Source organism: Pseudomonas sp. G1002 (assembly GCF_013385455.1).
Lineage (GTDB): Bacteria > Pseudomonadota > Gammaproteobacteria > Pseudomonadales > Pseudomonadaceae > Aquipseudomonas.
In genome coordinates, this window is record NZ_JACAPY010000044.1 from 24,668 (window position 1) to 47,953 (window position 23,286).

The window sequence follows — 23,286 nt, forward strand, 5'->3', positions numbered from 1 at the left end:
GAGACGAGGTGTACCCGGTGCACAATGCGTGGTCCTTCGATCTATACCAGGATGCCAATGCGCCAAGTCCTACTGATCATCGATGTACAACCCTCCTTCGCCCCGCCCGACTGGCTGGTAATCGGCATCAACGCCTTGCTGGGTCGCATGCCGTCAGTGGCCACCGTAGAGCGCCACGACGAAAACATAACCCCCTTCGCTCGCCAACTCGGCTGGCAACCGGCGCCCGACGACGACAGCCTGATCGCCGCCGACCATATCTTCATCAAACACGGCTACGCGCCCACGCCCGAGACCATCAGCCACCTGAAAAGCCTCGCGCCGGACCGAGTGCTGGTGTGTGGCATCCAGACTGACACCTGTGTGCTGGCGGCCGGGTTTGCGTTGTTTGATGCCGGATTACAGCCCACGCTGATCAGCGATTTGACTGTGGGTTCATCGCTGGATCGCTCGGGGAAACTGGGCGCGGATTTGTGGCGGCATCACTTTAAACACGTCATCACCCACGCAGAGATTTAAGTCAGCCCCTCACTGTGGCGAGGGAGCTTGCTCCCGCTGGGGCGCGAAGCGGCCCTAAAAAGCTCAACGCCATCTAACTCCAAGAACACAGTCAACAAAACCTGGGGCTGCTGCGCAGCCCAACGGGAGCAAGCTCCCTCGCCACAGGTTGTTTGGCAAACACCATCGTTGACACAAGGCTCGTATTGATCGGCGCTCTGCCGACGCATTACTCGGCGTCACTGCCAGCCTGGTCGCCGACGGAAACATCAGTCACGTTAGGCGCCACGTTGTATCGCGGGCCAATGGAAGTCGAGGGCGGCGAGTGGATGTGCCAGGTGCGCGACCCTTGGGGTAATTGCATCGGCTTGCGCCAGGCCGGTCTAGACAAGTCAAGCAATTGCAGCCTTTCGAACCACACTCGGTAACCCGCTTGGTCTACAGTTCCAACACTTTCCCTCCACCCTCGGAGCCTCCATGCCCACCCTCCAAATCCGCACGCCCATGCTCGATATCGCTTACGAAGCCCATGGCCCGGAAGGCGGCGAGGTGGTGATCCTGCTGCATGGCTTCCCCTACGACCCTCGTGGCTATGACGAGATCGCCCCGGTGGTCGCCGCACGTGGCTACCGGGTATTGGTGCCATACCTGCGCGGCTATGGCCCGACGCGCTTTATCAACGAACAGGTGATGCGCTCCGGCCAACAAGCAGCGCTGGCCAAGGATTTGCTGGATTTCATGGATGCCCTGTCCATCGAAAAAGCCACGCTGGTGGGCTATGACTGGGGCGGACGCGCGGCGTGTATCGTTGCGGCGCTTTGGCCTGAACGGGTGCGCGGCCTGGTGACGGGCGATGGCTACAACATTCAGGATATCGCTGCGTCGACCAAGCCTCGGGCGCCGGAAACAGAACATCGGCTGTGGTATCAGTTTTACCTTCATACCCAGCGCGGCGTCGACGGCTTGACCGCCAATCGTCGCGAGTTCTGCCAGTTACTGTGGGCGCTCTGGTCGCCGTCCTGGGCCGAAGGGCCGAGCCTGTATGGCAAGACAGCGCCCTCGTTTGATAACCCGGATTTTGTCGAGGTGGTGGTCCATTCCTACCGGCACCGCTTCATGTACGCACCGGGTGACCCGGCGCTGGAAAGCATCGAGCAGGCCCTGGTGCAGCCACCGCCGATTTCAGTACCGAGCATCTCGTTGTGCGGCGCTGATGACGGCGTAGGTCCGGCTCCGGTTGAAGATGACGACCTGGAAAATTTCAGCGGGTTTTATCGGCGCGAGTTGTTGGCCGGCGTGGGCCACAACATTCCCCAGGAGGCGCCCCAGGCAACCCTTGAGGCGATATTCGAGCTGCTGAGCCTCAGCCCCCAGCCGAAATCCTGAAGCTGAACACGCTGCCCTGCCCCACCACGCTTTCAGCCCACAGGGTGCCGCCGTGGGCTTCGACGATGCCGTGGGAGATGTACAACCCCAGCCCGCTGCCGGTGGGGTTGCCCTCGCGTGAGGTCCAGTAGCGGTCGAAGATATACGGCAGTTGCGCCGGGTCGATGCCGATGCCGTTGTCGCATACCCGAAACAGCACTTCGTCCCCCGCCGCCTCGGCAATCACCTCGATCACTCCGCCCACCGGGGTGAATTTCAGGGCGTTGCCCAGCAGGTTGGAAAACACCTGGAACAAGCGCTCCGGGTCGGCCTGGGCACTCAGCCCGTCCACTGAGCGCCAAGTCAGGTCCACACCCTTGGCAGCCGCCAGCGGTTGCCACATCGAACAGATCTGGTCCAGGGTTGCCGCCACATCGAGCCGTTGCAGCGAAACGCTGTAGCGCCCGGCCTCGATGCGCGAAATATCGATCAGGTCTTCCAGCAGCGTGTTCATGCGGGCGGTGGCGTTTTGCATGGTTTCAATCGCGGTGGAGAGGCGCCGGTTCGCCTTGTTGTCCTCGGCGGGCACCATGCTGCGCATCATGCCGCATTGCATCAGCAGGATGGTCAGCGGGCTGCGCAGGTCATGGGAGACCACCGCCACCAGCTCGTCACGCGCCCGCACCGCAGCATGTTCGCGTTGCACCTGGCGCGCCAGGTCATGCTCCAGGGCATTGCGCCGCAGGCTCTCCGCCGCCTGTAGCTCCGACAGCGACCAATACAGCGCCTTGCCATCGACCTGCTGCTTCCACAACTCAAACGACAGGCGCGGGCTCAAGGTCGTGCTGCCCGGTTCCTGATGTTTGACCGGCTGGCCGCTCCACTCCACCGAGGACTGCACCTCCGGGCGAAACCACATCACCGCGTTGTCCACCGGCTTGGGCAGGCAGAACGCCAACAGGCCGCTGGCATGGGCCTGGTAGGCTGCCGCCGGGGGAAAGTCCACCGACAATTGATGGCTGTGCACCACGCCTTTGCCCTGTCCGCGCACCCACTGGTACAAGGCGTGGATTTCAGCACGTGCAGGGCAAACGCCGAACACATGCAGGCGCTCTTCCACCCGTATCGCCAGGCCACCGGCGGCGGTCAGGTTCAGCAGCGTTTGCGCATAGGGCAACAGGCTTTCCATCACATCGCACTGGTCCGCGGTCATGGCGGCGACCAACTCTTCGACCATGGCGGCCTTGTCACGTTGTTGGCGGCGCTCCTGCTGCTCCTGGAGCAACGTGATCTGCATCGACAACAACTGGCCGATGCTGGTGCACGCCGTGCGCAGTTCATGGGGCACGCGCAACGGCTCACGGTGACCACAGGTGATCAGGCCCCAGAGCTGGTCGTCCTTGAGCAGCGAAATGCTCATGGAGGAACGCACGCCCATGTTCTTCAAATAATGGCAGTGCACCGGGGACACGCTGCGCAACACGGCGAAGCTGAGGTCCAGGGGCTGGCCGTTGTCGGGGCGCAGGGCCGGCAGGATCGGCACCGGCTGGTACTCGGCGTCGGGAATCGCGCGGATCCAGTTCAGCCGGTACAGCTCGCGTGCCTGGGGCGGGATGTCCGACGCGGGAAAACATAATCCCAGGTACGGCTGCATGCCGTCGCTGAGGGCCTCGCCAATCACTTTGCCGTGGCCTTCCTGCTCGAAGCGGTACAAGGTGACCCGGTCATAACCGGTGAGGCTACGAATCTCGGTCACGCTGATCTGGTACAAGCTGTCGAGCGTCTTGGCCGACTGCAAGCGGCGCAGCGTTCGGGACAGCTGCTTCACAGCGCTGTGCTCAAGCGTGAGGCTCCGCTCCAGTTCGAGAAACAGCAGGCCTTGATGACGATGCAGCAGGATGTCGTAGGCGTAGCCATCCAGCGTCAGTTGATGCACGTCCTCCTCAAAGGCGTCCAGGTCTGCCAGGGCACGACTCACCTGTACTGCCGCTTCGCTGCCCAGCACACTGGCCAGCGCCTGGCCCGACAGGCGTTGCGCGTCCAGGCCCAGCGCGCCGCTCAGGTTGCTGCTGGCTTGCAGCACCTCAAGCGCCGGTTCGCTCAGCGTCAACAACAACCCGTGAGGCTGGATCGAGCCGGGGATATGGATGGGTTCGCTGGCGCAATCGTCTATCAGCGTATCGACCGTGGTCATCGCAGCACTCCGCAGCGGTCCAGCCACTGCTCGAAACACAGGAAGGTCGACTCGGCGACCTTCACCGCCTCCACGCGCTCGTACGCGGTTCGCAGCGGGTCAAGGCACGCCATAAAGCGCTGCCACAGGGCGCTGGTCTCGGCCCCGTACACATTCATGAACGCGCCGCCATTGGTGGAGCCCACGCCAATCTTGATCTCGATCAGGTCGCGCAACACCTGGCCGCCGAGGGTGGCGCCTTCCAGCACATAGAGGGCGCCCAAGGCCTGGGCCACGTTGGTGATGGCGGGCAGTTCGGGGCATATCGGCAAGGCATCGATCTGCAGGTTTTCCAGGCCCAGCGCCCGCAAATCCGCCTGCAAGTACGGAGTTTTGCTGCGCCGCCCCCACTCCAGGTCCGGGATGATCTCGCCCCACGGCGCCAGGGCGCGCTCCAGCGGCTGATAGAAGCCGTAGTAGGCGCTCATCAACTCGCGGTACAACGCCAGGTCCATGCGGGAAAAAGGCAGCCGAGTGTCGAGACGTCGATGCAGCGCAGCGGTCGCCGCGCGTAGTTCGACAAGGACAGGAGGTAGTGAATTCATGAGCTGTGCGCACGCCGGGAAGGTTCAAAACCGCGACGTAGAGGCCTGGGATCAAGACACTGCGCAATGGACTGTGAGTAACATAGCACCTTGATACAAAACCGTACCTATTCGTTCAAACAGGCTCGACCTCAACCGGGTGAGGAAAACCGTTCACGGTAGGCCTGGGGTGTGATCGATACCGCTCGCAGGAAGCTGCGGCGCATGGTTTCTTCGCAGCCAAAGCCGCAGTGCACGGCGATGCGCTTGATCGACGCGCTGCTGTCCGCCAATTGCCGGCGGGCGGTCTCCACACGGATCAACTCGACCGCCCGCGCGGGGGTCTGGCCGGTCTCGCTGCGGTAGTGGCGCACGAAACTGCGCTCGCTCATGCCTGCCTGGGCGGCCAGTGTGGCAACGTTCAAATCCAGGTTCAGGTGTTCGGCGATCCAGGCGTGCAGCTCCGCAAAACGGCTACCGCCCTTTTGCAGGGACAACGTCACGCTGAACTGCGATTGCCCACCGGGGCGCTTGAGAAACACCACCAGGTGCCGCGCCACTTCCAGGGCCACGGCGCGACCCAGGTCCTCTTCCACCAGCGCCAGGCACAAGTCGATACCGGCGGTCACGCCGGCGGAGGTCCACAGGTTGCCCTGCTGGATGAAAATCGGATTGGCCTCCACCGTCAGCTGTGGGTACTTGCGCGCGAGTTCTTCGCAGCGCGTCCAGTGGGTCACCACGCGGCGGCCGTCGAGCAAACCGCTGGCGGCCAGCAGAAAGGCGCCGGTACACACCGAAGTCATGCGCCGGGCCTGGGTGGCTTTTTGCCGAACCCAGTCCACCAGCGCCGGGTCTTCGGCGGCGCCGTACACCCCCCAGCCGCCGGCAATCACCAGTGTGTCGCACGGAGCATCGGCAGGCGGCAGTGGCTCGGCCACCAGGGCCAGGCCCGCCGAGGTCATCACCGGCTCGGCCTGCGCGGCAATCACACTGACCGCATAGGGCAACGGCAAGCCCTGCTGGCGCGCCAGGTCATTGGCCGAGGCAAATACTTGCAAGGGCCCGGTGACGTCGAGCACCTGCACATTGGGAAAGGCGAGTACGTTGATAATTCTGGGCATGTTGGCGTAATTCGTGGGCTCAATGGCGTATGCGCCAAAGCCTAGGTGACTAGAGTGAAGCCGTCCATCCCTTTATCAGGAGCAGTCCCCATGACCTTGCAGATCGGCTTTTTGTTGTTCCCCGGCATCCAGCAACTGGACCTCACCGGGCCCTACGACGTGTTGGGATCGCTGCCGGATGTGAAGCTGCATCTGGTGTGGAAGGACCTCGCGCCGGTCACCTCCAGCACCGGCTTGGTGTTTACCCCCAGCACCACTTATGACGAGTGCCCGACGCTGGATGTGATTTGCGTGCCCGGCGGTTCTGGCGTCGGGGCATTGATGGAGGATGAGCAGACCCTGGCGTTTCTCAAGACACAGGCCCAGACCGCGCGCTATGTGACATCGGTGTGCACCGGCTCCCTGGTGCTGGGTGCCGCGGGCTTGCTGCGCGGGCGTCGCGCGACCACTCACTGGGCCTACCACGACCTGCTCGCACCGCTTGGCGCGATCCCGGTGCAGGAGCGCGTGGTGCGTGACGGCAACCTGTTGACCGGTGGCGGGATTACCGCCGGGATCGACTTTGCCCTGACCCTGGCCGCCGAGCTGTACAGCGAGGCGGCAGCGCAACTGGTGCAGTTGCAGATTGAGTACGCCCCGGCGCCGCCGTTCAATGCTGGCCGGCCGGAAACCGCACCGTCGCATGTACTGGAAGAAGCCCGCAAGCGCACCGCCGAGTCGCGCAAGACCCGGGGTGAAATCGTGGCACGGGCGGCGGCCAGGTTGGGTTAAGCGTTCGCCCGCCCGTGGCGGTCGGCGGGCACCAGATGCCCGATCGTGCCGTCCCCATACGCCCGTTCCACTTTGGAAATCACCACGTGATAACCGCCGTACCAGCGGCGGTATAGACGCTTGGCTTCCAGGTGGGTCGGGTGACTGGCAAAGGCGCGAATGGAGGCCTCGTCACGCCAGTAATAACTGGCGTTGATCAACCCGCCATCCGCCGAACGCCACGACTCGGCCCCCACGTATCCCGGCAGCCTTGCTGCCAGTGCGTCGATCAGATTCGTGAGGCGCTGGAACTCGTCATCCCGTTCGCCGGGCTTGTAGATAAAGGCTGCGATGTACATGGGTAACGTCCTTTTATGAGTGATGTTTCACGTCGGGCGAGACATCAATGCCAAGCGCACGGCCAGCACCATCAGCACGGTTGCCAGGCCCCATTTCTGTAAGCCTGCGCTCCCCGGTTTGCCGGCAAAAAACCGGCTCACCGCCCCGCCAAAAATCCCCAGCACGGCATGAAACACACCGCTGATCAGCGTCAGGATGATCCCCAGTTGCACCAGTTGCAGCGCGATGGGGCCCGCCTCGGGGCTGACGAATTGCGGCAGGAACACCATGAAAAACAGCAGCGCCTTGGGGTTGAGCAAACTGTTGAGCATGGCCCGCACAAACACCCGGCCCAGCGGCACGCGGCTGACGTGGGCCGTGTCCAGGGCGGGCGTTTTCTGCAGGGTCTTGAACACCAGCCACAGCAGGTACAACACCCCGGCGTAGCGAATCAGGTCGAAGGCCGGCGGCCAGCTGGCGACCAGAGCGGTCACGCCGGTTGCGGTCAGTGCCGTGAGCAGCAGGTCCGCCACGCTGATGCCCAACCCGGATGCCACCCCGCCACGCCAGCCATAGGTCACACCGTGGCTGATGACGAAGGCCATGTTCGGGCCCGGGGATAACAACAGCAGCAGGACTGCGCCAGAGAACACAGCCAGGGTTGCGAGGTCGATCATGCTCAAGCCATCCGCCGGGAAAGCCTGTAGATTAATCAGCCCACCTGATACAAACAAAAAATTGATCTAGATACACTTTACACAGGAACGCACCATGGCTCAGGTCCGCTACAAACTGATCGTCGATGAACTGGCCACGCGGATTCGCGCCGGACAGTTGCCGCCGGGCACCCAGTTGCCGACCCTGCGTAGCCTGATGAACAGCCATCGCATCGCCCTCGCCACTGCCTTGCGGGTGTACAGCGAACTGGAGGCCAGCGGCCTGGTGGTGGGTGAACCGGGACGCGGGACGTTTGTGCGCGACACCACGTTGCTGCGGGGCATGGGCCTGGTGCAACAACCGCTGCAACCGGGCACCGTGGACCTGAGCCTCAACTACCCCTCGTTGCCGGGCCAGGCCGAGATGCTGCGCGACGGGTTGCGTGCCATTGCCGCCTCGGGCGACCTCGATGCGCTGCTGCATTCCGCGCCGCAGGGTGGACGCGCCCATGAACGACAGACCGCCGCGCGGCACCTGCGCAATCGGCAGATTCGCGTGAGTGGCGAGCAAGTGCTGATCGTCAACGGTGCGCAACAAGGCCTCGCCGTCAGCCTCATGGCGCTGCTGCAACCGGGGGATGTGTTGGCGGTGGATGCGCTGACGTATCCCGGGTTGAAAACCCTGGCCCAGTCCCAGCGCATCGACCTGGAGCCGCTGCCGCAACCGGCTGGGCATACGGATCTGGATGCGCTGGAGGATTTGTGCAAACGGCGCCCGGTGCGGGCTTTTTATTGCATGCCCACGTTGCACAATCCGCTGGGCACAGTGATGGGTGAAGCCGACCGCGAGCGCCTTGCAGCGTTGGCTGAACGCTACGATTTTCTACTGATCGAAGACGGCGCCTACGCCTTTCTCGCCGAGCCCGCACCGAAGCCGTTGTTTACTTATGCACCGCTGCGCACGGTGTATGTGTCTGGCCTTTCGAAGAGTGTGGCGTCGGGGTTGCGGGTGGGGTTTATCGTCGCGCCCCAGGCGTGGGTGCCGGCGCTGGAGCAAGCGATCCGTGTCTCGACCTGGAGCACGCCGACGCTCACGGTAAACCTGGCGTGCCGCTGGATAGAATCCGGTGCAGTGGATGCACTGGAAGAGCACAAGCGCCAGGATGCGCGCCAACGCCAGGCGCTGGCCCGGGAGGTCTTGCGAGGGTGTGAGGTGATTGCGCATCCGGCGTCGTATTACCTGTGGCTGGTGTTGCCGGAAGGTCTGCGGGCGGATGCAGTGGTGGCTGCGCTTGAGGGCCAGGGTGTGCGGGTCACCAGTGCCGAGCCGTTTGCCTGTACGGCCCATGTGCCGCATGCGTTGCGGGTGGCGCTGGGGTCGATTGACTTGGCGACGTTGAGAATAGCCTTGGGGAAAATTCGCGAGGCAATTCGGATATGAATAAAGGGCCAGCAGGGTAAATCCCTTTGATTTGCGGGACATTTCCGAGACAATCTTTCGGCCTTGTGCCTGCCGGAACCGGTGGCTAGTCTTCGCCCCGTCACTGCTCATCAGTGATCGGGTTTAGTCGCCCGGATCCGAAAAGGCGCATGTCCCATCATGAGGTTTTATGGTGGCTGTGCGCAGGGCACCTTCGGGTGCGCCGGTTTTTCCTTTTCGGCCGGTCGACTAACCTGCGTACAGCCGCCACCCTACGTTTAGTCGCGAAGGGGTCGGCTCCTTAACCGAAAAGGAGTTACACCATGAATAAACCCGTCCCCGACCCACCCATCGACCTGCTCAAAAACCGCGCTGCCTTCAATCGCGCCCTCGAACATTACCTGCCCTCCCAGGGCTTCCATACCGTCAACGAAGACCTGAGCTTCGAAGACTCCCTGCTCTACACTGCCAGCCTGCTCAGCAGCGCCTCGGCCACCGCCCTCGACTGCGGCGAACTGCTGCAAAGCCCCGAGCGGGCAAAGTTGCTGGCGGTGTGGCATTTGCTGGAAATTGCCAAGACCACCGTCGACCGCTCGATTGAGTGTTTGCACCTGCGCAAGGCTTAGCCGCAACCCCGTCAAGCCTGTGTGGGTTTGTGCATCCGGCCAAATCCACACGGCAACGATTGCCCAATACTCTGGCCAACGCATAGAATGCGAACCGTTATCAATTAAGACGCCCGCGCCAGGATGCCCATGTCGAGCGACCACCCACTGGATCATGCCACCATCGGCCAGCTCTACCATGCCCATCATTCCTGGCTGCGCGGCTGGTTGAGCCGGCGTACGGGCTGCCGTGAGCACGCCGCCGACCTGGCGCAGGAAACCTTCGTGCGCCTGCTCAATGCGCGCAAGCAGCAAGCCTTGCTGCAACCCCGGGCCTACCTGAGCAGCATCGCCCGCAGCCTGATGATCGACCAGTATCGCCGCCGCGAACTGGAGCGTGCCTATCTGGAGAGTCTCGCGCATTTCCCGCAAGTCGAGGTGCCGTCGGAAGAAACCCGCCTGCTGATCCTCGACAGCCTGGAGCGCATCGACCGCCTGCTGGACCAACTCAAGCCACGGGTGCGCGAAGCGTTTTTGCTGGCGCAACTGGACGGCTTGACCTGCCAACAGATCGCCCTGCGCCTGGGGGTGTCCAAGGCCACCGTGGAGCGCGACCTGGCCAAGGCACTGCATGCCTGTTATCGGTTGCGTTATGCCGAAGGCTAATCCGCCATTGGTGGACCAGGCGATCCAGTGGATGATCAAGCTGCGGTTCAATATTGCCGATGACGCCACCACCGCTGCCTTCGAACGCTGGCTTGAAACCAGTGGCGATCACCAGCAGGCCTGGCAACGGGTCTCGTCGATGAGTGACGAGTTTGCGCAGTTGCCGGCACAGGTCGGCCGCCATGCCTTGCAAGGTGCCCGCCAACGCATCAGCCGCCGTGAAGGGTTGAAGTTGCTCGGGCTGTTCGCCGGTGCCGCAGGGCTGACATGGTTCGGCCGCGACTACACGCCATTGCCCGGCCTGCTGGCCGACTACCGCACCGCCACCGGAGAGCGGCGTTGGGTCGCCCTCGACGATGGCAGCCGTATCCAGCTCAACAGTGCCAGCGCCATCGACACAGTCTTCAACACCGAAAGGCGTCTGGTGCAGTTGCGCCAGGGTGAAATCCTGATCGACATGGGCGCCGACGGTAGCGCGCCACGGCCCTTCTGGGTGCAAACCCGCGACGGTTATCTGCGCGCCTTGGGCACCCGGTTCATGGTGCGCGAGGAGCCCCACGGCACCTTGCTCGCCGTGCAAAAAGGCAGCGTCGCGGTATTCGCCGACAGCCATCAGGCCAGCGCACGTGGGGTGATACAGCCCGGCGAACAGATGCTGTTTGATCGAAACGGCTTGCGTCCACCCGCCACCACGGGCCTGGATCCCTGGGCCTGGAGCGACGGTGTGATCAGCGCTCACAACATGCGTCTGGACGATTTCCTCGCAGAGCTGAGCCGTTACCGCAATGGGCTGGTGCGCTGCAGCGAAGCGGTCGCCGGCCTGCGTGTGTCCGGGACTTACCAGTTGGACGATACCGATCAGGTCCTGACCCTGGTGGCACAGACACTGTCGGTGAACATCACCTATCGCAGCCGTTATTGGGTGACCGTCGCAGCTCGTGCATGACCTTCCGAAAATAAATGAGGTGAATTCTCATCTTCGCTCGACCTGTAAGGAAAGGCCGATCAACAGGCCGATTCTGTCCACTTCCTTCAGGAGCATTCCGCGGTCATGCAAGCGTTCCCCTCCAAGCGTTCTCCCCTCAAGCATGCGGTGCACGCCGCCCTGCTCGGTGCCTGCCTGAACGGCAGCGCCCTGCCCCTGGCCGTCATGGCGCAAACGCCTGCCAGCGACACCCAGGCCCGTGACTGGAACATCGCACCCGGCCCATTGGCCACGGTGCTCGACCAGTTTGCGCGCCAGGCGAGTATCAGCCTGTCCTATGACGCCACCAGCGTCGCCGGCAAGACCAGCCCCGGCCTCAACGGCGCGCTGGACAGCCAACAGGCCTTGAGCCAATTGATCCAGGGCCAGGGCTTGCAAGCACAACGCCAGAGCAACAACACCTGGCTGCTGTTGCCGCAAGTCGCGGACACCGGCGCGCTGAACCTGGGTGCCACCACCGTGACCGGCGAACACCTCGGCGTCACCACTGACGGCAGCGGTTCCTACACCACCGGCGCAGTGACCATCGGCAAGGGCGCCCACAGCCTGCGGGAAACACCGCAATCGGTCAGCGTCATGACCCGCAAGCTGATCGACGACCAGAACATCACCACCATCGATCAATTACTGGAACACACCCCGGGCATCACCACCTACGACTCACCTATGGGTGGCAAGTATTTCTATTCCCGTGGTTTCAAGATGCTCGGCCAATACCAGTTCGACGGTGTGCCGTTGGACATCGGCAAAGACTACGTACAGGCCGACAGCTTCACCGCCAACATGGCGATCTATGACCGGGTGGAAGTGCTCAAGGGCGCGGCCGGCATGCTCAAGGGCGCCGGCACCGCCAGTGGTGCGGTGAACTTCGTGCGCAAGCGGCCACAAGACAAACCCACTACCAGCCTGTCGCTGTCTGCCGGCACCTGGGACAACTACCGCGCCGACGTCGATACCGGCGGCCCGCTCAATGACAGCGGCACCGTACGCGGCCGCGCCGTGGTCAGCCAACAGAACCGTGGCTCGTACATGGACGTCTCCAAGCGCCAGGACCAAGCTGTCTACCTCGCACTGGATGTTGACCTCTCGCCTGACACCACCCTGGGCATCGGTGCCAGCTACGAAGATGTCGATGCAACGCCCTGCTGGGGCGGTGTGCCGCGCTACAGCGACGGCAAGAGCATCGGCCTGAGCCGTTCCACCTGCCTGGGCCAGGCCTGGAACGACTGGCAGAGCCAACGCACTACGCTGTTTGCCGACCTCACCCACCACTTCAACGACGACTGGCAACTCAAGGTCACGGCGGTGAACAGCCGCAACCTGCAAGACATCAAATACGCCGCCAGCCAAGGCACCGTGAAGTACGGTGACCCGGCGCCAACCGCCGAGATGTACGCCGCGCTGTTTGACTACGACCACCGGGATTTCGGACTGGATGCCTACCTGGACGGTAAGTTCGAAGCGTTCGGTTTGCAGCATGAACTCATCATCGGCGCCAATGGCAGCCGTGGCACCCAGGACGATGTCTACGCGATCCGCAGCCTGCCCGACCGGCAAAGTATCTTCCTGCCCAACCACCACTTCCCGCAGCCCGCCAACGATACCTTCTGGCCCAACATGTACCGGGGCGGCACCGTCAAGGAAACCGCCACCCAGTACGGTACCTACGCCACTTTGCGCCTGAGGCTGGCCGAGCCATTGATGGTGGTGCTCGGCAGTCGCGTCAGTTGGTTCGAAAACCGCCGCCAGTCGAATAACCTCGCCTGGGGCGAATGGGCCCTGCAGGATGCACGCACCAAGGAAACCGGTGAAGTCACGCCGTTCGCCGCGGTGATCTATGACCTCGACGACAACCTTTCGGTGTACGCCAGCTACGCCGATATTTTCCAGCCACAAAGCTCCAACGCCACGGTGACCGGGGCTGCCCTCAAGCCCAAAATCGGCGAAAACTACGAGCTGGGCATCAAGGGCGAATGGTTTGAGGGGCGCCTCAACAGCTCGCTGGCATTGTTCCGCGCTATCGAGAAAAACGCCGCCGAAACCGACTACACCACCCAATGCGGTACCTCGGCAGACGGCTATTGCTACACCGACACTGGCAAGGTTCGCGCACAAGGTGTCGAAGCCGAGTTGAGTGGCGAGTTGCTGGAACGCTTGCAAGTGGCGGGCGGCTACACCTACACCCAGACCAAGAATCTCAACAACATCAACAGCGCCGCCATTGGCGCGGTTGCAAACAGCTACGTGCCGCGACACATGCTGCGCTTGTGGGGCGATTATCAGTTGGACGGCACACTGTCGAAATGGAGCGTCGGCACCGGCGTCAACGCCCAGAGCAGCAACTACCGAATTCAAGGCATCAAACTGGAACAAGCCGGTTATGCGGTATGGAATGCGCGGTTGGCGTACCGGGTTGATGACACATGGACGGTGGCGCTGAACGGTAACAATCTCTTCGACAAAAATTACTATCAGACGGTGGGAACGGCCGACTGGGGTAATTTCTACGGCGAACCGCGCAACTTCACTGTCAGTTTGAAAGGCAATTTTTAAGGTTAGTACCGCCTCAATGTGGTGACGGACTCACGTCCTCACCACTCGTCGCTTGTCCCCGAAAAACCCCGCATCCGACCTCCGTCAAAAAAAGGTTTTCCTCAGCCGCAGGAAATTTCCCAAATTTGTTCCTACACTCCAAAACGCCAGCATTTTGTTCCGGGAAAACCCGGAAATCCGACCAAGACAGTCAACAAACTGTCACGCGGAAGAGCACCTGACGTGTCTAGACCGAAGGCCTTATAAAAAAGTCAAAACCTTGACGAGCGACGAAAAGGGAACCATCATTTAGCCATTACCCCGCAAATTCCCTGCAGATAGATAGGTAATTGCGTATTACCCAGCGAAGTAACCGTTCGTCTGGCGCCACTTATAAAGCAAGCCCTGCCTTTATGGATGAGCAGCCGAACAAGGAAGCCCTGGTGTGCAATGAGGGATGTTTTTATGCGCGAGAAGTCGTCAGTCGACAGCCTGTTTTTGACCCGGGCCGGTTTCATTGAGTTCTTTGTTGTTTTCGTAAAATTGATGCACGGCCTCACCGCCGTTTTTCCAGCACTGATCCTGCTGTTTTATCCAGACCCGATGGCCCCCGAACTGCGCGCGCACTTTCTCGGCTTGCTGCTGTTTTTCGCGATCCTGACGATCATTCTGTTCCAGGCCATGGGGGTTTACTCCGAGGAGCTGTTCAGCAACCGCCTGCGGTTTCGCACCATGCTGGTGGCCTGGTCCGCGGCCTTTTGCATCCTGCTGTTCATGTACCAGATTCTGCTGATGTTCCCGCAGTTGAGCCCGCGCAACCTGGCGTTCTGGTTTATCACCAGCCTTGCGTTGTTCGGGCTGGAGCGGATCGTGATGCTGCGCCTGTTCCGCAACCTGATGGCCAGCGGCAAATACCTGCAACGCACGGTGATCCTCGGCTTCACCGACACCGCCGTGCACGTGGCCGACCACTTGCAGCGCAACGGCGATATCCGTTCCGGACTGATCGGTTTTATCGACGACCGCACCGAGCGCATCCCCAAGGAACTGAGCAACCTGCCGCTGCTGGGCAACACGCGCGACCTGGAAAAACTGATCCGCTCCGAGCAGGTCAACCAGGTGATGATTACCCTGCCCTGGGCCGCCGAACAGCGGATCAACGGGCTGGTGAAGCGCCTGCGGCAGATGTCGGTCAACGTCATGCTGGTGCCCGACATGGCGGCCCTGCGCTATGGCCACAGCCGTATCACCGATGTCGGCGGCATCCTGATGTTCAACACCTCCCACGTGCCGCTGCGGGGCTGGTCGCCGTTTATCAAGCGCTGTGAAGACCTGATCCTGGCAACCCTGGGCCTGGTGGCACTGTCGCCGATCATGCTGATCACGGCGATTGCCATCAAGCTCGACTCCAAGGGCCCGGTGCTGTTTCGCCAGAACCGGTTTGGCTACAACGACAACGTGATCCGGGTGTTCAAGTTCCGCTCGATGTACGCCGAGATGAGCGACTTCAACGCCGACCGCCAGACCACCCGCGGCGACCCGCGCATCACCCGCGTGGGCCGGATCATTCGCAAGACCAGCATCGATGAGCTGCCGCAGCTGTTCAACGTGCTGCTGGGCAACATGTCGATGGTCGGCCCGCGCCCGCATGCCACCGCGACCAAGGCCGCCGGCGTGCCCTACGAAGTTGCCGTGAGCGAGTACAGCTCGCGCCACCGGGTAAAACCGGGCATCACTGGCTGGGCGCAAATCAACGGCTATCGTGGTGAAACCGACACCCTGTTCAAGATCCAGAAACGCGTTGAGTACGACCTGGAGTACATCTCGAAGTGGTCGGTGTGGTTCGACTTGTACATCGTTTTCATGACGGTCCCGGCCGTCCTTTCGACCAAGGAAGTCTATTGATGAACACCCTCAACGGCTTGATTCCCTGCATCATTTCCGGTGGTTCGGGCACCCGGCTGTGGCCGGTGTCGCGGCAGAACATGCCCAAGCCTTTCATGCGCATGCGTGATGACCAGAGCCTGCTGCAGAAGACGTTCCTGCGGGCCAGTCACCTGCCGGGTGTGGAAAGCGTGCTGACGGTGACCAACCGCGACCTGCTGTTTCGCACCCTCGATGACTACCGCGTGGTCAACAAGGCCCATCTGGCCCTTGACCTGTTGCTGGAGCCGTTCGGGCGCAACACCGCCGCCGCCATCGCCGTGGCCGCCCTGCATGTACAGGAAAACTTCGGCAGCGAGGCGCAGTTGCTGATCCTGCCCGCCGACCATCTGATTCTTGATGAAAGCGCCTTCGCCGATGCCGTCACCCAGGCCCGCGAACTGGCGGAGGCCGGCTACCTGGTGACGTTCGGCATCCAGCCCGACCACCCGGAAACCGGCTTCGGCTATATCGAACAAGGCGAGGCGCTGGGCCAGGGGTTCCGGGTCAAGCGCTTCGTCGAGAAGCCCGACCTGGCCACCGCCCAGGGCTACCTGGACGGCGGCAAGCACCTGTGGAATGCCGGGATGTTCTGCTTCAAGGCCGGTACATTGCTGGAGGAACTGGCGCTGCACGCCCCCGCCGTGCTGGACGCCGCCAAGGCCGCCCTCGAGCACGGCCACAGCCTGAACAACAACAGTTGCCGTCAGCGCGAGCTGAACGCTGAAGGTTTCGGCGCGGCGCCCGACATCTCGATCGACGTGGCGCTGATGGAAAAATCCGCGCAAGTGGCGGTGGTGCCCTGCGACATCGGCTGGAGTGATATCGGTTCCTGGGACGCGGTGCGCCAACTCACCCCCAGCGACGCCAACGGCAACCAGGTCAATGGCCAGGCGATCCTGCATGACGTGCACAACTGCTACATCGACTCGCCCAAGCGCGTGCTGGGCGCAGTGGGCGTGCGCGACCTGATCGTCGTCGACACCCCGGATGCGATCCTGATTGCCGACGCCAAGCGCAGCCAGGACGTGCGCTACATCGTCGCCGAGCTCAAGCGCCAGGACCATCCGGCATTCAGCCTGCACCGCACTGTCACCCGGCCGTGGGGCACCTACACCGTGCTGGAAGAAAGCAGCCGCTTCAAGATCAAGCGCATCGTGGTCAAGCCCCAGGCCTCCTTGTCCCTGCAAATGCACCATCACCGCAGCGAGCACTGGGTAGTAGTCAGCGGCGCGGCGATGATTACCAACGGCGACCGTGAATTCCTGATCAACGCCAACGAGTCCACCTACATTCCGGCCGGGCACAAGCACCGCCTGACCAACCCCGGCATCATCGACCTGGTGATGATCGAGGTGCAGAGCGGCGAGTACCTGGGCGAAGACGACATTGTGCGTTTTGACGACATCTACGGCCGGGCTCCGGCCGAAGTGAAGAAGTGATGCGTACCGCCCTGATCATCCCGACCCGCAACGCTTCCAGCCACCTCGACCGGCTGCTGCCGGCGCTGCGCATGCAAACCCTGCAACCGGACGAAACCCTGGTGGTCGACAGCGCTTCCAGCGATGACACCGTGGCGCGTTTTCGCGAGTTCGGCGTACGGGTCGAAGTGATCGATGCCAAGGACTTCAACCATGGCGGCACCCGCCGCTGGGCCAGCGAGCAAGTCGACGGCGACGCGCTGATCGTCATGACCCAGGACGCGATCCCCGCCGAACCCGAGACGTTCGCCAACCTGGTGGGCGAACTGGAACTGGACCCGCTCAACGGCGTCGCTTACGGCCGCCAGTTGCCGCACCCGGATGCCGGCGTGCTGGGCGCCCAGTCACGCCACTTCAATTACCCGCCGCAAAGCCGCAGCAAAAGCCTGGCTGATGCGCCGGAGCTGGGGATCAAGACCTGCTTCAGCTCGGATTCGTTTTCGGTGTACCGGCGCAGCGCCCTGCAAGCCGTCGGTGGCTTCCCCGCGGATGTGATCGGCAGCGAGGACGCCTACGTCGCCGCCCGCATGCTGCTGGAAGGCTACAAGGTGCGCTACGCCGCCACCGCCCTGGTCTATCACTCCCACGATTACCGTCTCATGGATGAGTTTCACCGCTACTTCGACATTGGCGTTTTCTACGGCCGCGAGCCGTGGATCCGCCAAGCTTTTGGCGATGCCGGCGGTGAAGGTAAACGCTATGTACTGGCCGAGCTTCGAGCGTTACGCGAAGCCGGTGCATTGCACCGCGTACCCGAAGTACTGGTGCGCAGCGCGTTCAAATTGCTCGGCTACCGGCTGGGCCATCTGGAGCGCCAGCTCCCCCTCGCCCTCAAGCGGCGCATCAGCATGTTCCCCGGTTATTGGAGGTGAGCATCATGACCTACAGGAAGACCCCTTTGATGAAACGAACCTTGCTCGTCCTGGCCATGATGGCATTGGCCGCCTGCAATACGCCCGCGCGGATCGTCGCGCCCGATGGCAAGACGGTGGACGAGGGCAAGCAGGCCCTCGATCGCATGGCCCAACTGCCACCGGCGGTGGAGCGGATCCGCATCGGCGACCAGTTGCGGATTGTCCGCGATGCCGGGGAAATGCCAACCCTGTCGGCGTTCAACGTCAGCACGATTTACGAGCTGACGCTGTACACCGTGCAGAACGACGGCAAGATCAACTATCCCTTCCTGGGGCCGATCCAGGTGGCGCGGCGCACGCCGGCGGAAGTCGCCGCCGAGCTGAGCCAGAAACTCGCGCCGGTGTATCGCGAGCCTCGGGTGACGGTGAACATCAACCAGGCGCCGGGCAACACGGTGATCGTCGGCGGCGCGGTATTAAACCCGTCGGCTGTCTCCATCGCCACGGCCCCGACCATGGAGCAGGCGATTCTCGGTGCCGGCGGCGTGAGCTCGGTGGGCAACGCGAGCATGGTCGCCCTGCTGCGTGAAGATGGCCAAGGCGTCTACCACGCCTACTTCCTCGATTTCAGCCAGTACCTGAAGAACGGCGCACTGGGCCGCAAGCCCGTGGCGCTGCAACGCGGTGACGTGGTGTTTGTACCCAAGTCCAACGTCGGCGAACGGATCCAAGGCGTGGACACTTACCTGAACCAGCTGATTCCCTTCACCAAATCCATTGGTGTGGGCTACAGCTACACCACGAACCACTAAAGGAGCGACATCCCATGATCGAGATCCGTTCTTTTCGTGATCTTCTGCGTCTGTTCTTCATCTTCAAGCACGAGTTCAAACTGGCGGCGATTGCCGCGCTGGTGATCATTTTGCTGGGGGCGTTCCTGCTGCCGGCCAAGTATGAATCCACCGCGCGATTGCTGGTAAAACCAGGGCGTGACTCGACGATGCCGATCGAGGTCGACAACCGTCAGCCAATCGTCATGCCGAGCACCCAGCGCGACCCGATTGTCGACGAAGAGCGCCTGCTGACCGGCCGCCCTATCGTGCGTGCAGTGGCCGAGCATTACCTCGACGTGATGGACAAGATGCAGCCGCCGGAAGGCGTGTGGAAGCGCACCAAGTGGTACGTCAAGAAAGGCATCAGTGCCGTATTTGACGGTGTGCGAGTGGTGCTGGAAACCGTTGGCATCGTCGAAGAAACCACCCCGGTGGAACGCCTGGCGAAAAGCCTGGAGAAAAACTTCGAAGTGACCCACGCCATCGGCTCTACGGTGATGGACATCAGCTTCCGCTGGGATGACCCGCAAATCGCCCAGGCGGTGGTCAAGGATTGGGTCGAGACCTACATCGACGAGCGCACCCAGGCGTTGGGCCGCAAGAGCCTGTATGCGTTCTATGAAGGCCAGGTGTCTTCCAGCGCTGCGCAGATCAAGAGCTACAAGGAGCAGATCCTCGCGCACTTGAACGACATCGGCGCCTCGAGCATCACCGATCGCCTGGAAGACTTGTCCGAGCGGATCAACGTGCTGCGTGGCGAGGTGTTCAACTCCACTCGGCTGATCGCTTCCTCCGACGTGGCGTTGCAGAGCACCCGTGACCAACTCAAGGGCCAGCCCAAAGAGGTGACCACGGTTCGCCAGATCGCGTTGAACCCGCAGCAACAAGACTTGCGTCGCCTGCTGAACCAGAAGCTCCTGGAAAAAGCCGACATGATGCGTACCTATACGGATAACGCGCCGCCGGTCAAAGCCCTGGACGCTTCGATCCGTGCCATGCAGGCCCAGGTCGCCGGTGAAAGCGACACGGTGCAAAGCTCCGAGAACCGCGCGCCGAACACCCTGGAAATCCACCTGCAACGGGTACTGCTGGATGAGACCAGCCGCAACCAGTCGCTGCGTACACAGTTGGTGCAACAGCAGAAGCAACTGACTGAACTGGAAGCCCAGCGCAAGGACGCCCTGGCCATCGAGCCGGAACTGGCGCGCCTGGCCCGTGAGTTGAACGGCACCGAGAAAAACTACGCGCTGTATGTCGACAGCCTGGAAAAATCGCGGATCGACCGCGAACTGGACAAGAGCCAGATCAGTAACATCGCGGTGATCGAAGAAGCTACCCTGAACCCTGGGCGCGTCTTCCCGAAAACCCTGCTGATGCTGTTGCTGGCGATCCCGTTCTCCATCGTGGTCGGCTTGCTGGTGATCTACCTGTGCTACCTGCTGGATCAACGGATCCACGACGGCGGCCTGGTGGAAGGCAAATTCGGCCTGCCGCTGTGGACCACGCTGCCGGAGTTGGACACCAGCACCGCGCAAAGCACCAACGCCTTCAACGCGAGCATCTATCGCCTGTATGGGTTGCTGCCGCTGGAGCGTATTGCCGAACAGGGCCTGACCCTGGGGCTGACCTCGGCACGGCACGGTGAAGGCGTGAGCTTTATCGTCGAGCAGTTGCGCCAGTTGCTGGAAGAGAACGGCGTGCGGGTGCGGATCGGCGGGGTTGAGCCGGCGATTCCGGGCCAGGTGGTACTGCTGGATGCTTCGGCGCTGCTGGACAATCGTGATGCGTTCATCAACCTGCGCCGTGCCGACCTGATTGCGCTGGTAGTGGAAGCGCAAAAAAGCACGGTACCGGTGGTGGAACACGCACTGTCGATCCTCACCACGGCGTTCGGCAAGGTCGATGGCATTATCATCAACCGCCGCAAGTTCGAGGTACCGGTCAAGGTGCTGAAAACCATCGCCAAATACCGGGGTTCGTTCTGATGCGCATCGCCCTGCTCGCTCCCCTGCCGCCGGAAAAGAACGGGATCGCCGACTACGCGAACCACTTCAAGACGGCACTGGAGCAACTGGGCGTCGAGGTGGCTACGCCCTTGACGGGCGTGGTCGGCAGCACGGCGGCGATCAAGCAAGCCATTGCCGGTTTCGACTGGCAGGGTGTTGACCTGGTCCACGCCGAGCTGGGCGGTGGGCGGCTGGGGGAGTTCCTGGCCCTGCGCGAATTGCGCAAGGCCTACCCCGCCCTGCCGTTGACCGCCACGGTGCATGACCCGGAACGCATGGTCTGGCGGCGCGAGCAATTGCCCTTTCCGCTGAACCTGCTGGAATCCTTGCCCAGCCCATTGCCCCAGGCGGCAGTGGTGCTGGCCGATCCCTTGACCCTGCGCGAAGAACGTCACGTCGCCCAGGGCCTGACCCGGCTGGTGACCCTCACCCGCCTGGGCGCCGACTGCCTGACGGCGCGCATGCAATTGCCCGCCGGCAAGGTGGCGGTGATCAACCACGCCAACCTGGATATCCCGCCGGTGGCCTTGCCGCCGCTGGACACGCTGCACCTGTTGTATTTCGGTTTTATCTACCGTGGCAAAGGCATCGAAGACCTGTTGCAGGCCCTGGCCGCCGCCTTCGAAAAAGCCCCCGAATTGCGTGACCGTGTGCGCCTGACCCTGGCCGGTGGCACTGCCGCCGAAATGGCGTTTGGCACAGGCGGCAATTACCTGGAGCAGTTGAACAGCCAGATTGCCGAACTCGGCCTGGCAGGCTCCATCGACTGGCGGCTGAATTTGCCGGCCAGCGAGATCCCGCAGACGATCCAGGCGCACCATGTGATGGTGCTGCCGTATCGCGAATCGAAAAAGCTCGGCCTGCTGGGCCGCCAGCGCGGCACCAGCGGCGCATTGTCCTGGGCTGCCGCCTGCGGGCGCGGCGCGATCACCTCCGATGCCAGGGCGTTTGCCGAGGAAGTCGCCAGCGGCAATGGCGCCATCTATCCACAAGGCGATGTAGCCGCCTTGAGCGAACAACTGCTGCGGCTCGCACGCAACCCGCACATGGCCACGGACTGGGCCGCACGCGCCGCCGCCATAGGCCGTGAACGGTTGTGGCCAGTGACCGCGCAGAAGTTCGCGAGCCTGTTTGAGCAAACCGTTGCAGGAGGCAACCATGGCGCGTAAACGGACTTACCTCGCTACCCTCGCAGTCGTCGCTGCGCTGGGTTTGACCGCCTTTCTCTGGGGCCGCCCGGCCGATGCCGAGAGCCATGTGCTCAAGGGCAGCAAAGAGGTCGTGTGGAAGGACTTCCTGGGGGTGAACGCGCAGTTCCTGTGGTTCAGCCCCGAGCGTTATCAGAAGCAGATCGACCGCCTCAAGGCCCTGGGCCTGGAGTGGGTGCGCCTGGACCTGCACTGGGACCAGCTGGAAACCGCCGAGAACCAGTACAACGTCGCGACCCTCGACGAACTGGTGAACAAGCTGCAGCAGAACCAGATCAAGTCGGTGTTCTACCTGGTGGGCTCGGCGAAGTTCGCCACCACCGCGCCCGCCTCCTCGCCGTACCAGGACCAGTTCCCGCCCAAGGACCCGAATATCTTCGCCAACCGCATGGCATTGCTGGAACAGCGTTACCCCAGCGTAGATGCGTGGCAGGTGTGGAACGAACCGAACCTGCTGGGGTTCTGGCGCCCCGCCGCCGACCCGGCCGGCTATGCGAACCTGTTGCAAGTCACCGCCGCCGCGTTGCGGGTGGTGAACCCGAACAAACCGGTGGTGGCCGCCGGCATGGCATTCTTCAGCGAAATGCCCAACGGCCAGAACATGCTCGACGGGCTGCTGCAACTGGGCGTGCCGAGCCTGAATACCGTCATGTCCTATCACCCCTACACCCAATTGCCCGAAGGCAACACGCCGTCGAACCTCGACTTTGTCGAAAAAACCAGCGCCCTCAACCAGAAACTGCGGGCGGCCGGGGTGAATACCCTGTGGAGCACCGAGTGGGGCTGGTCGACCTACAAAGGCCCGAAAGAGGTGCAGGACTTCATCACCACCCAGGGCCAGGCCGACTACATCGTGCGCCGCGTCGCGCTGATGAGCGCGCTGGATTTCGACAAGATCTTCCTGTTCACCCTGAGCGACCTGGACCAGCGCGCCAGCGTGCGCGACCAGAGTTATGGCTTGCTGGACATCGACGCCAACCCCAAGCCGTCGTACACCGCGCTGCAGAATTTCCTGCAGGTGAGCGGGCCCAAATTGACCCCCGGCGACCCACCCACCGCCGATCAGTTGCCCGATGGCCTGTTCAGCATCGGCTGGTCCCGTGCCGACGGGCGCAAGGTGTGGTTTTTCTGGTCGGCCCGTGGCGGCAGCGCGCACTTGCCGGGCATGACCACCGCCACCTTGTATGACCCGTTGCGCGGCACCGAAACACCGTTGAGTGGCACCAATGGACTGGACGTACCGGTCAAGCCGAACCTGCAAATTCTGTTATGGGATTGAAGCCACCC

At 62.5% G+C, this 23,286-nt stretch carries 21 protein-coding genes; 15 read left to right on the plus strand and 6 right to left on the minus strand.

Going from position 1 to position 23,286, the window contains the following annotated elements:
- Nucleotides 1–57 precede the first annotated feature (57 nt).
- Nucleotides 58–519: a cysteine hydrolase family protein gene (locus HX801_RS26745; RefSeq protein ID WP_008434533.1), complete on the plus strand. Its 462-nt coding sequence runs from the start codon at nucleotides 58–60 to the stop codon at nucleotides 517–519.
- A gap of 208 nt (nucleotides 520–727) precedes the next feature.
- On the opposite strand, the gene HX801_RS32120 is transcribed toward HX801_RS26745, so the two are convergent.
- Nucleotides 728–862: a hypothetical protein gene (locus tag HX801_RS32120; protein ID WP_256344300.1), complete on the minus strand. Its 135-nt coding sequence runs from the start codon at nucleotides 860–862 to the stop codon at nucleotides 728–730.
- Between the two features lie 113 nt (nucleotides 863–975).
- Between HX801_RS32120 and HX801_RS26750 the strand changes: the two genes are divergently transcribed.
- Nucleotides 976–1,884 (plus strand): alpha/beta fold hydrolase, encoded by a 909-nt coding sequence (locus tag HX801_RS26750; protein WP_177023034.1) that lies wholly within the window; start codon nucleotides 976–978, stop codon nucleotides 1,882–1,884.
- On the opposite strand, the gene HX801_RS26755 is transcribed toward HX801_RS26750, so the two are convergent.
- From HX801_RS26755 to HX801_RS26765, 3 genes are all read right to left on the minus strand, one after another.
- Nucleotides 1,862–4,057, minus strand: coding sequence for an ATP-binding protein (locus HX801_RS26755; RefSeq protein WP_177023035.1), 2,196 nt, complete (start codon nucleotides 4,055–4,057; stop codon nucleotides 1,862–1,864). The two genes, HX801_RS26750 and HX801_RS26755, sit on opposite strands and share 23 nt — an antisense overlap.
- Nucleotides 4,054–4,641 (minus strand): biliverdin-producing heme oxygenase, encoded by a 588-nt coding sequence (locus HX801_RS26760; protein WP_032899296.1) that lies wholly within the window; start codon nucleotides 4,639–4,641, stop codon nucleotides 4,054–4,056. Before HX801_RS26760 ends, HX801_RS26755 begins: the two co-directional genes overlap by 4 nt.
- Before the next feature lie 131 nt (nucleotides 4,642–4,772).
- Nucleotides 4,773–5,741, minus strand: a complete 969-nt coding sequence (locus HX801_RS26765; protein WP_177023036.1) for a GlxA family transcriptional regulator — start codon at nucleotides 5,739–5,741, stop codon at nucleotides 4,773–4,775.
- A gap of 90 nt (nucleotides 5,742–5,831) precedes the next feature.
- Here HX801_RS26765 and inhA point away from each other — a divergent pair, with 90 nt between their 5' ends.
- Complete coding sequence (gene inhA, locus HX801_RS26770) at nucleotides 5,832–6,512, plus strand: isonitrile hydratase (protein WP_177023037.1); 681 nt, start codon at nucleotides 5,832–5,834, stop codon at nucleotides 6,510–6,512.
- Here inhA and HX801_RS26775 read toward each other — a convergent pair.
- Nucleotides 6,509–6,850: an antibiotic biosynthesis monooxygenase gene (locus HX801_RS26775; protein ID WP_003208192.1), complete on the minus strand. Its 342-nt coding sequence runs from the start codon at nucleotides 6,848–6,850 to the stop codon at nucleotides 6,509–6,511. The genes inhA and HX801_RS26775 overlap by 4 nt on opposite strands.
- Before the next feature lie 27 nt (nucleotides 6,851–6,877).
- A complete protein-coding gene (locus HX801_RS26780; protein WP_087695340.1) occupies nucleotides 6,878–7,507 on the minus strand; it encodes a LysE family translocator in 630 nt (209 codons plus the stop codon).
- A 94-nt stretch (nucleotides 7,508–7,601) separates the two neighbouring features.
- Between HX801_RS26780 and HX801_RS26785 the strand changes: the two genes are divergently transcribed.
- From HX801_RS26785 to HX801_RS26840, 12 genes are all read left to right on the plus strand, one after another.
- Nucleotides 7,602–8,927 carry a PLP-dependent aminotransferase family protein gene (locus HX801_RS26785; RefSeq protein ID WP_177023038.1) on the plus strand — a complete coding sequence of 442 codons (1,326 nt, stop codon included), beginning with the start codon at nucleotides 7,602–7,604 and terminating at the stop codon, nucleotides 8,925–8,927.
- Nucleotides 8,928–9,229: 302 nt separating this feature from the next.
- Nucleotides 9,230–9,532, plus strand: coding sequence for a DUF6124 family protein (locus HX801_RS26790; RefSeq protein WP_003208197.1), 303 nt, complete (start codon nucleotides 9,230–9,232; stop codon nucleotides 9,530–9,532).
- Between the two features lie 129 nt (nucleotides 9,533–9,661).
- The gene (locus tag HX801_RS26795; RefSeq protein WP_177023039.1) at nucleotides 9,662–10,177 is read left to right on the plus strand and encodes a sigma-70 family RNA polymerase sigma factor; all 516 of its coding nucleotides are present in this window, start codon (nucleotides 9,662–9,664) and stop codon (nucleotides 10,175–10,177) included.
- Complete coding sequence (locus HX801_RS26800; protein ID WP_177023040.1) at nucleotides 10,164–11,123, plus strand: FecR domain-containing protein; 960 nt, start codon at nucleotides 10,164–10,166, stop codon at nucleotides 11,121–11,123. The genes HX801_RS26795 and HX801_RS26800 overlap by 14 nt, the downstream gene beginning before the upstream one ends.
- Nucleotides 11,124–11,228: 105 nt before the next feature.
- A complete protein-coding gene (locus HX801_RS26805) occupies nucleotides 11,229–13,715 on the plus strand; it encodes a TonB-dependent receptor (protein ID WP_093207807.1) in 2,487 nt (828 codons plus the stop codon).
- 444 nt (nucleotides 13,716–14,159) lie between these two features.
- Nucleotides 14,160–15,599, plus strand: coding sequence for an undecaprenyl-phosphate glucose phosphotransferase (locus tag HX801_RS26810; protein WP_003208206.1), 1,440 nt, complete (start codon nucleotides 14,160–14,162; stop codon nucleotides 15,597–15,599).
- Nucleotides 15,599–17,059: a mannose-1-phosphate guanylyltransferase/mannose-6-phosphate isomerase gene (locus HX801_RS26815; RefSeq protein WP_003208208.1), complete on the plus strand. Its 1,461-nt coding sequence runs from the start codon at nucleotides 15,599–15,601 to the stop codon at nucleotides 17,057–17,059. Before HX801_RS26810 ends, HX801_RS26815 begins: the two co-directional genes overlap by 1 nt.
- Entirely contained in the window at nucleotides 17,059–17,970 is a 912-nt protein-coding gene (locus tag HX801_RS26820) for a glycosyltransferase family 2 protein (protein WP_003208209.1), read from the plus strand. The genes HX801_RS26815 and HX801_RS26820 overlap by 1 nt, the downstream gene beginning before the upstream one ends.
- A gap of 29 nt (nucleotides 17,971–17,999) precedes the next feature.
- The gene (locus HX801_RS26825; protein ID WP_008434559.1) at nucleotides 18,000–18,764 is read left to right on the plus strand and encodes a polysaccharide biosynthesis/export family protein; all 765 of its coding nucleotides are present in this window, start codon (nucleotides 18,000–18,002) and stop codon (nucleotides 18,762–18,764) included.
- A 14-nt stretch (nucleotides 18,765–18,778) separates the two neighbouring features.
- Nucleotides 18,779–20,770 (plus strand): exopolysaccharide transport family protein, encoded by a 1,992-nt coding sequence (locus HX801_RS26830; protein WP_003208213.1) that lies wholly within the window; start codon nucleotides 18,779–18,781, stop codon nucleotides 20,768–20,770.
- A complete protein-coding gene (locus HX801_RS26835) occupies nucleotides 20,770–21,960 on the plus strand; it encodes a glycosyltransferase (RefSeq protein WP_003208215.1) in 1,191 nt (396 codons plus the stop codon). The genes HX801_RS26830 and HX801_RS26835 overlap by 1 nt, the downstream gene beginning before the upstream one ends.
- Nucleotides 21,950–23,278, plus strand: a complete 1,329-nt coding sequence (locus tag HX801_RS26840) for a cellulase family glycosylhydrolase (RefSeq protein WP_003208216.1) — start codon at nucleotides 21,950–21,952, stop codon at nucleotides 23,276–23,278. Before HX801_RS26835 ends, HX801_RS26840 begins: the two co-directional genes overlap by 11 nt.
- The last annotated feature ends 8 nt before the right edge of the window (nucleotides 23,279–23,286 follow it).

Excerpts from the sequence above, each read along its gene's own strand:
- HX801_RS26745 (WP_008434533.1), top strand. The coding sequence starts at position 58 with ATGCGCCAAGTCCTACTGATCATCGATGTACAACCCTCCTTCGCCCCG.
- HX801_RS32120 (WP_256344300.1), bottom strand. The coding sequence starts at position 862 with ATGCAATTACCCCAAGGGTCGCGCACCTGGCACATCCACTCGCCGCCC.
- HX801_RS26750 (WP_177023034.1), top strand. The coding sequence starts at position 976 with ATGCCCACCCTCCAAATCCGCACGCCCATGCTCGATATCGCTTACGAA.
- HX801_RS26755 (WP_177023035.1), bottom strand. The coding sequence starts at position 4,057 with ATGACCACGGTCGATACGCTGATAGACGATTGCGCCAGCGAACCCATC.
- HX801_RS26760 (WP_032899296.1), bottom strand. The coding sequence starts at position 4,641 with ATGAATTCACTACCTCCTGTCCTTGTCGAACTACGCGCGGCGACCGCT.
- HX801_RS26765 (WP_177023036.1), bottom strand. The coding sequence starts at position 5,741 with ATGCCCAGAATTATCAACGTACTCGCCTTTCCCAATGTGCAGGTGCTC.
- inhA (WP_177023037.1), top strand. The coding sequence starts at position 5,832 with ATGACCTTGCAGATCGGCTTTTTGTTGTTCCCCGGCATCCAGCAACTG.
- HX801_RS26775 (WP_003208192.1), bottom strand. The coding sequence starts at position 6,850 with ATGTACATCGCAGCCTTTATCTACAAGCCCGGCGAACGGGATGACGAG.
- HX801_RS26780 (WP_087695340.1), bottom strand. The coding sequence starts at position 7,507 with ATGATCGACCTCGCAACCCTGGCTGTGTTCTCTGGCGCAGTCCTGCTG.
- HX801_RS26785 (WP_177023038.1), top strand. The coding sequence starts at position 7,602 with ATGGCTCAGGTCCGCTACAAACTGATCGTCGATGAACTGGCCACGCGG.
- HX801_RS26790 (WP_003208197.1), top strand. The coding sequence starts at position 9,230 with ATGAATAAACCCGTCCCCGACCCACCCATCGACCTGCTCAAAAACCGC.
- HX801_RS26795 (WP_177023039.1), top strand. The coding sequence starts at position 9,662 with ATGTCGAGCGACCACCCACTGGATCATGCCACCATCGGCCAGCTCTAC.
- HX801_RS26800 (WP_177023040.1), top strand. The coding sequence starts at position 10,164 with ATGCCGAAGGCTAATCCGCCATTGGTGGACCAGGCGATCCAGTGGATG.
- HX801_RS26805 (WP_093207807.1), top strand. The coding sequence starts at position 11,229 with ATGCAAGCGTTCCCCTCCAAGCGTTCTCCCCTCAAGCATGCGGTGCAC.
- HX801_RS26810 (WP_003208206.1), top strand. The coding sequence starts at position 14,160 with ATGCGCGAGAAGTCGTCAGTCGACAGCCTGTTTTTGACCCGGGCCGGT.
- HX801_RS26815 (WP_003208208.1), top strand. The coding sequence starts at position 15,599 with ATGAACACCCTCAACGGCTTGATTCCCTGCATCATTTCCGGTGGTTCG.
- HX801_RS26820 (WP_003208209.1), top strand. The coding sequence starts at position 17,059 with ATGCGTACCGCCCTGATCATCCCGACCCGCAACGCTTCCAGCCACCTC.
- HX801_RS26825 (WP_008434559.1), top strand. The coding sequence starts at position 18,000 with ATGAAACGAACCTTGCTCGTCCTGGCCATGATGGCATTGGCCGCCTGC.
- HX801_RS26830 (WP_003208213.1), top strand. The coding sequence starts at position 18,779 with ATGATCGAGATCCGTTCTTTTCGTGATCTTCTGCGTCTGTTCTTCATC.
- HX801_RS26835 (WP_003208215.1), top strand. The coding sequence starts at position 20,770 with ATGCGCATCGCCCTGCTCGCTCCCCTGCCGCCGGAAAAGAACGGGATC.
- HX801_RS26840 (WP_003208216.1), top strand. The coding sequence starts at position 21,950 with ATGGCGCGTAAACGGACTTACCTCGCTACCCTCGCAGTCGTCGCTGCG.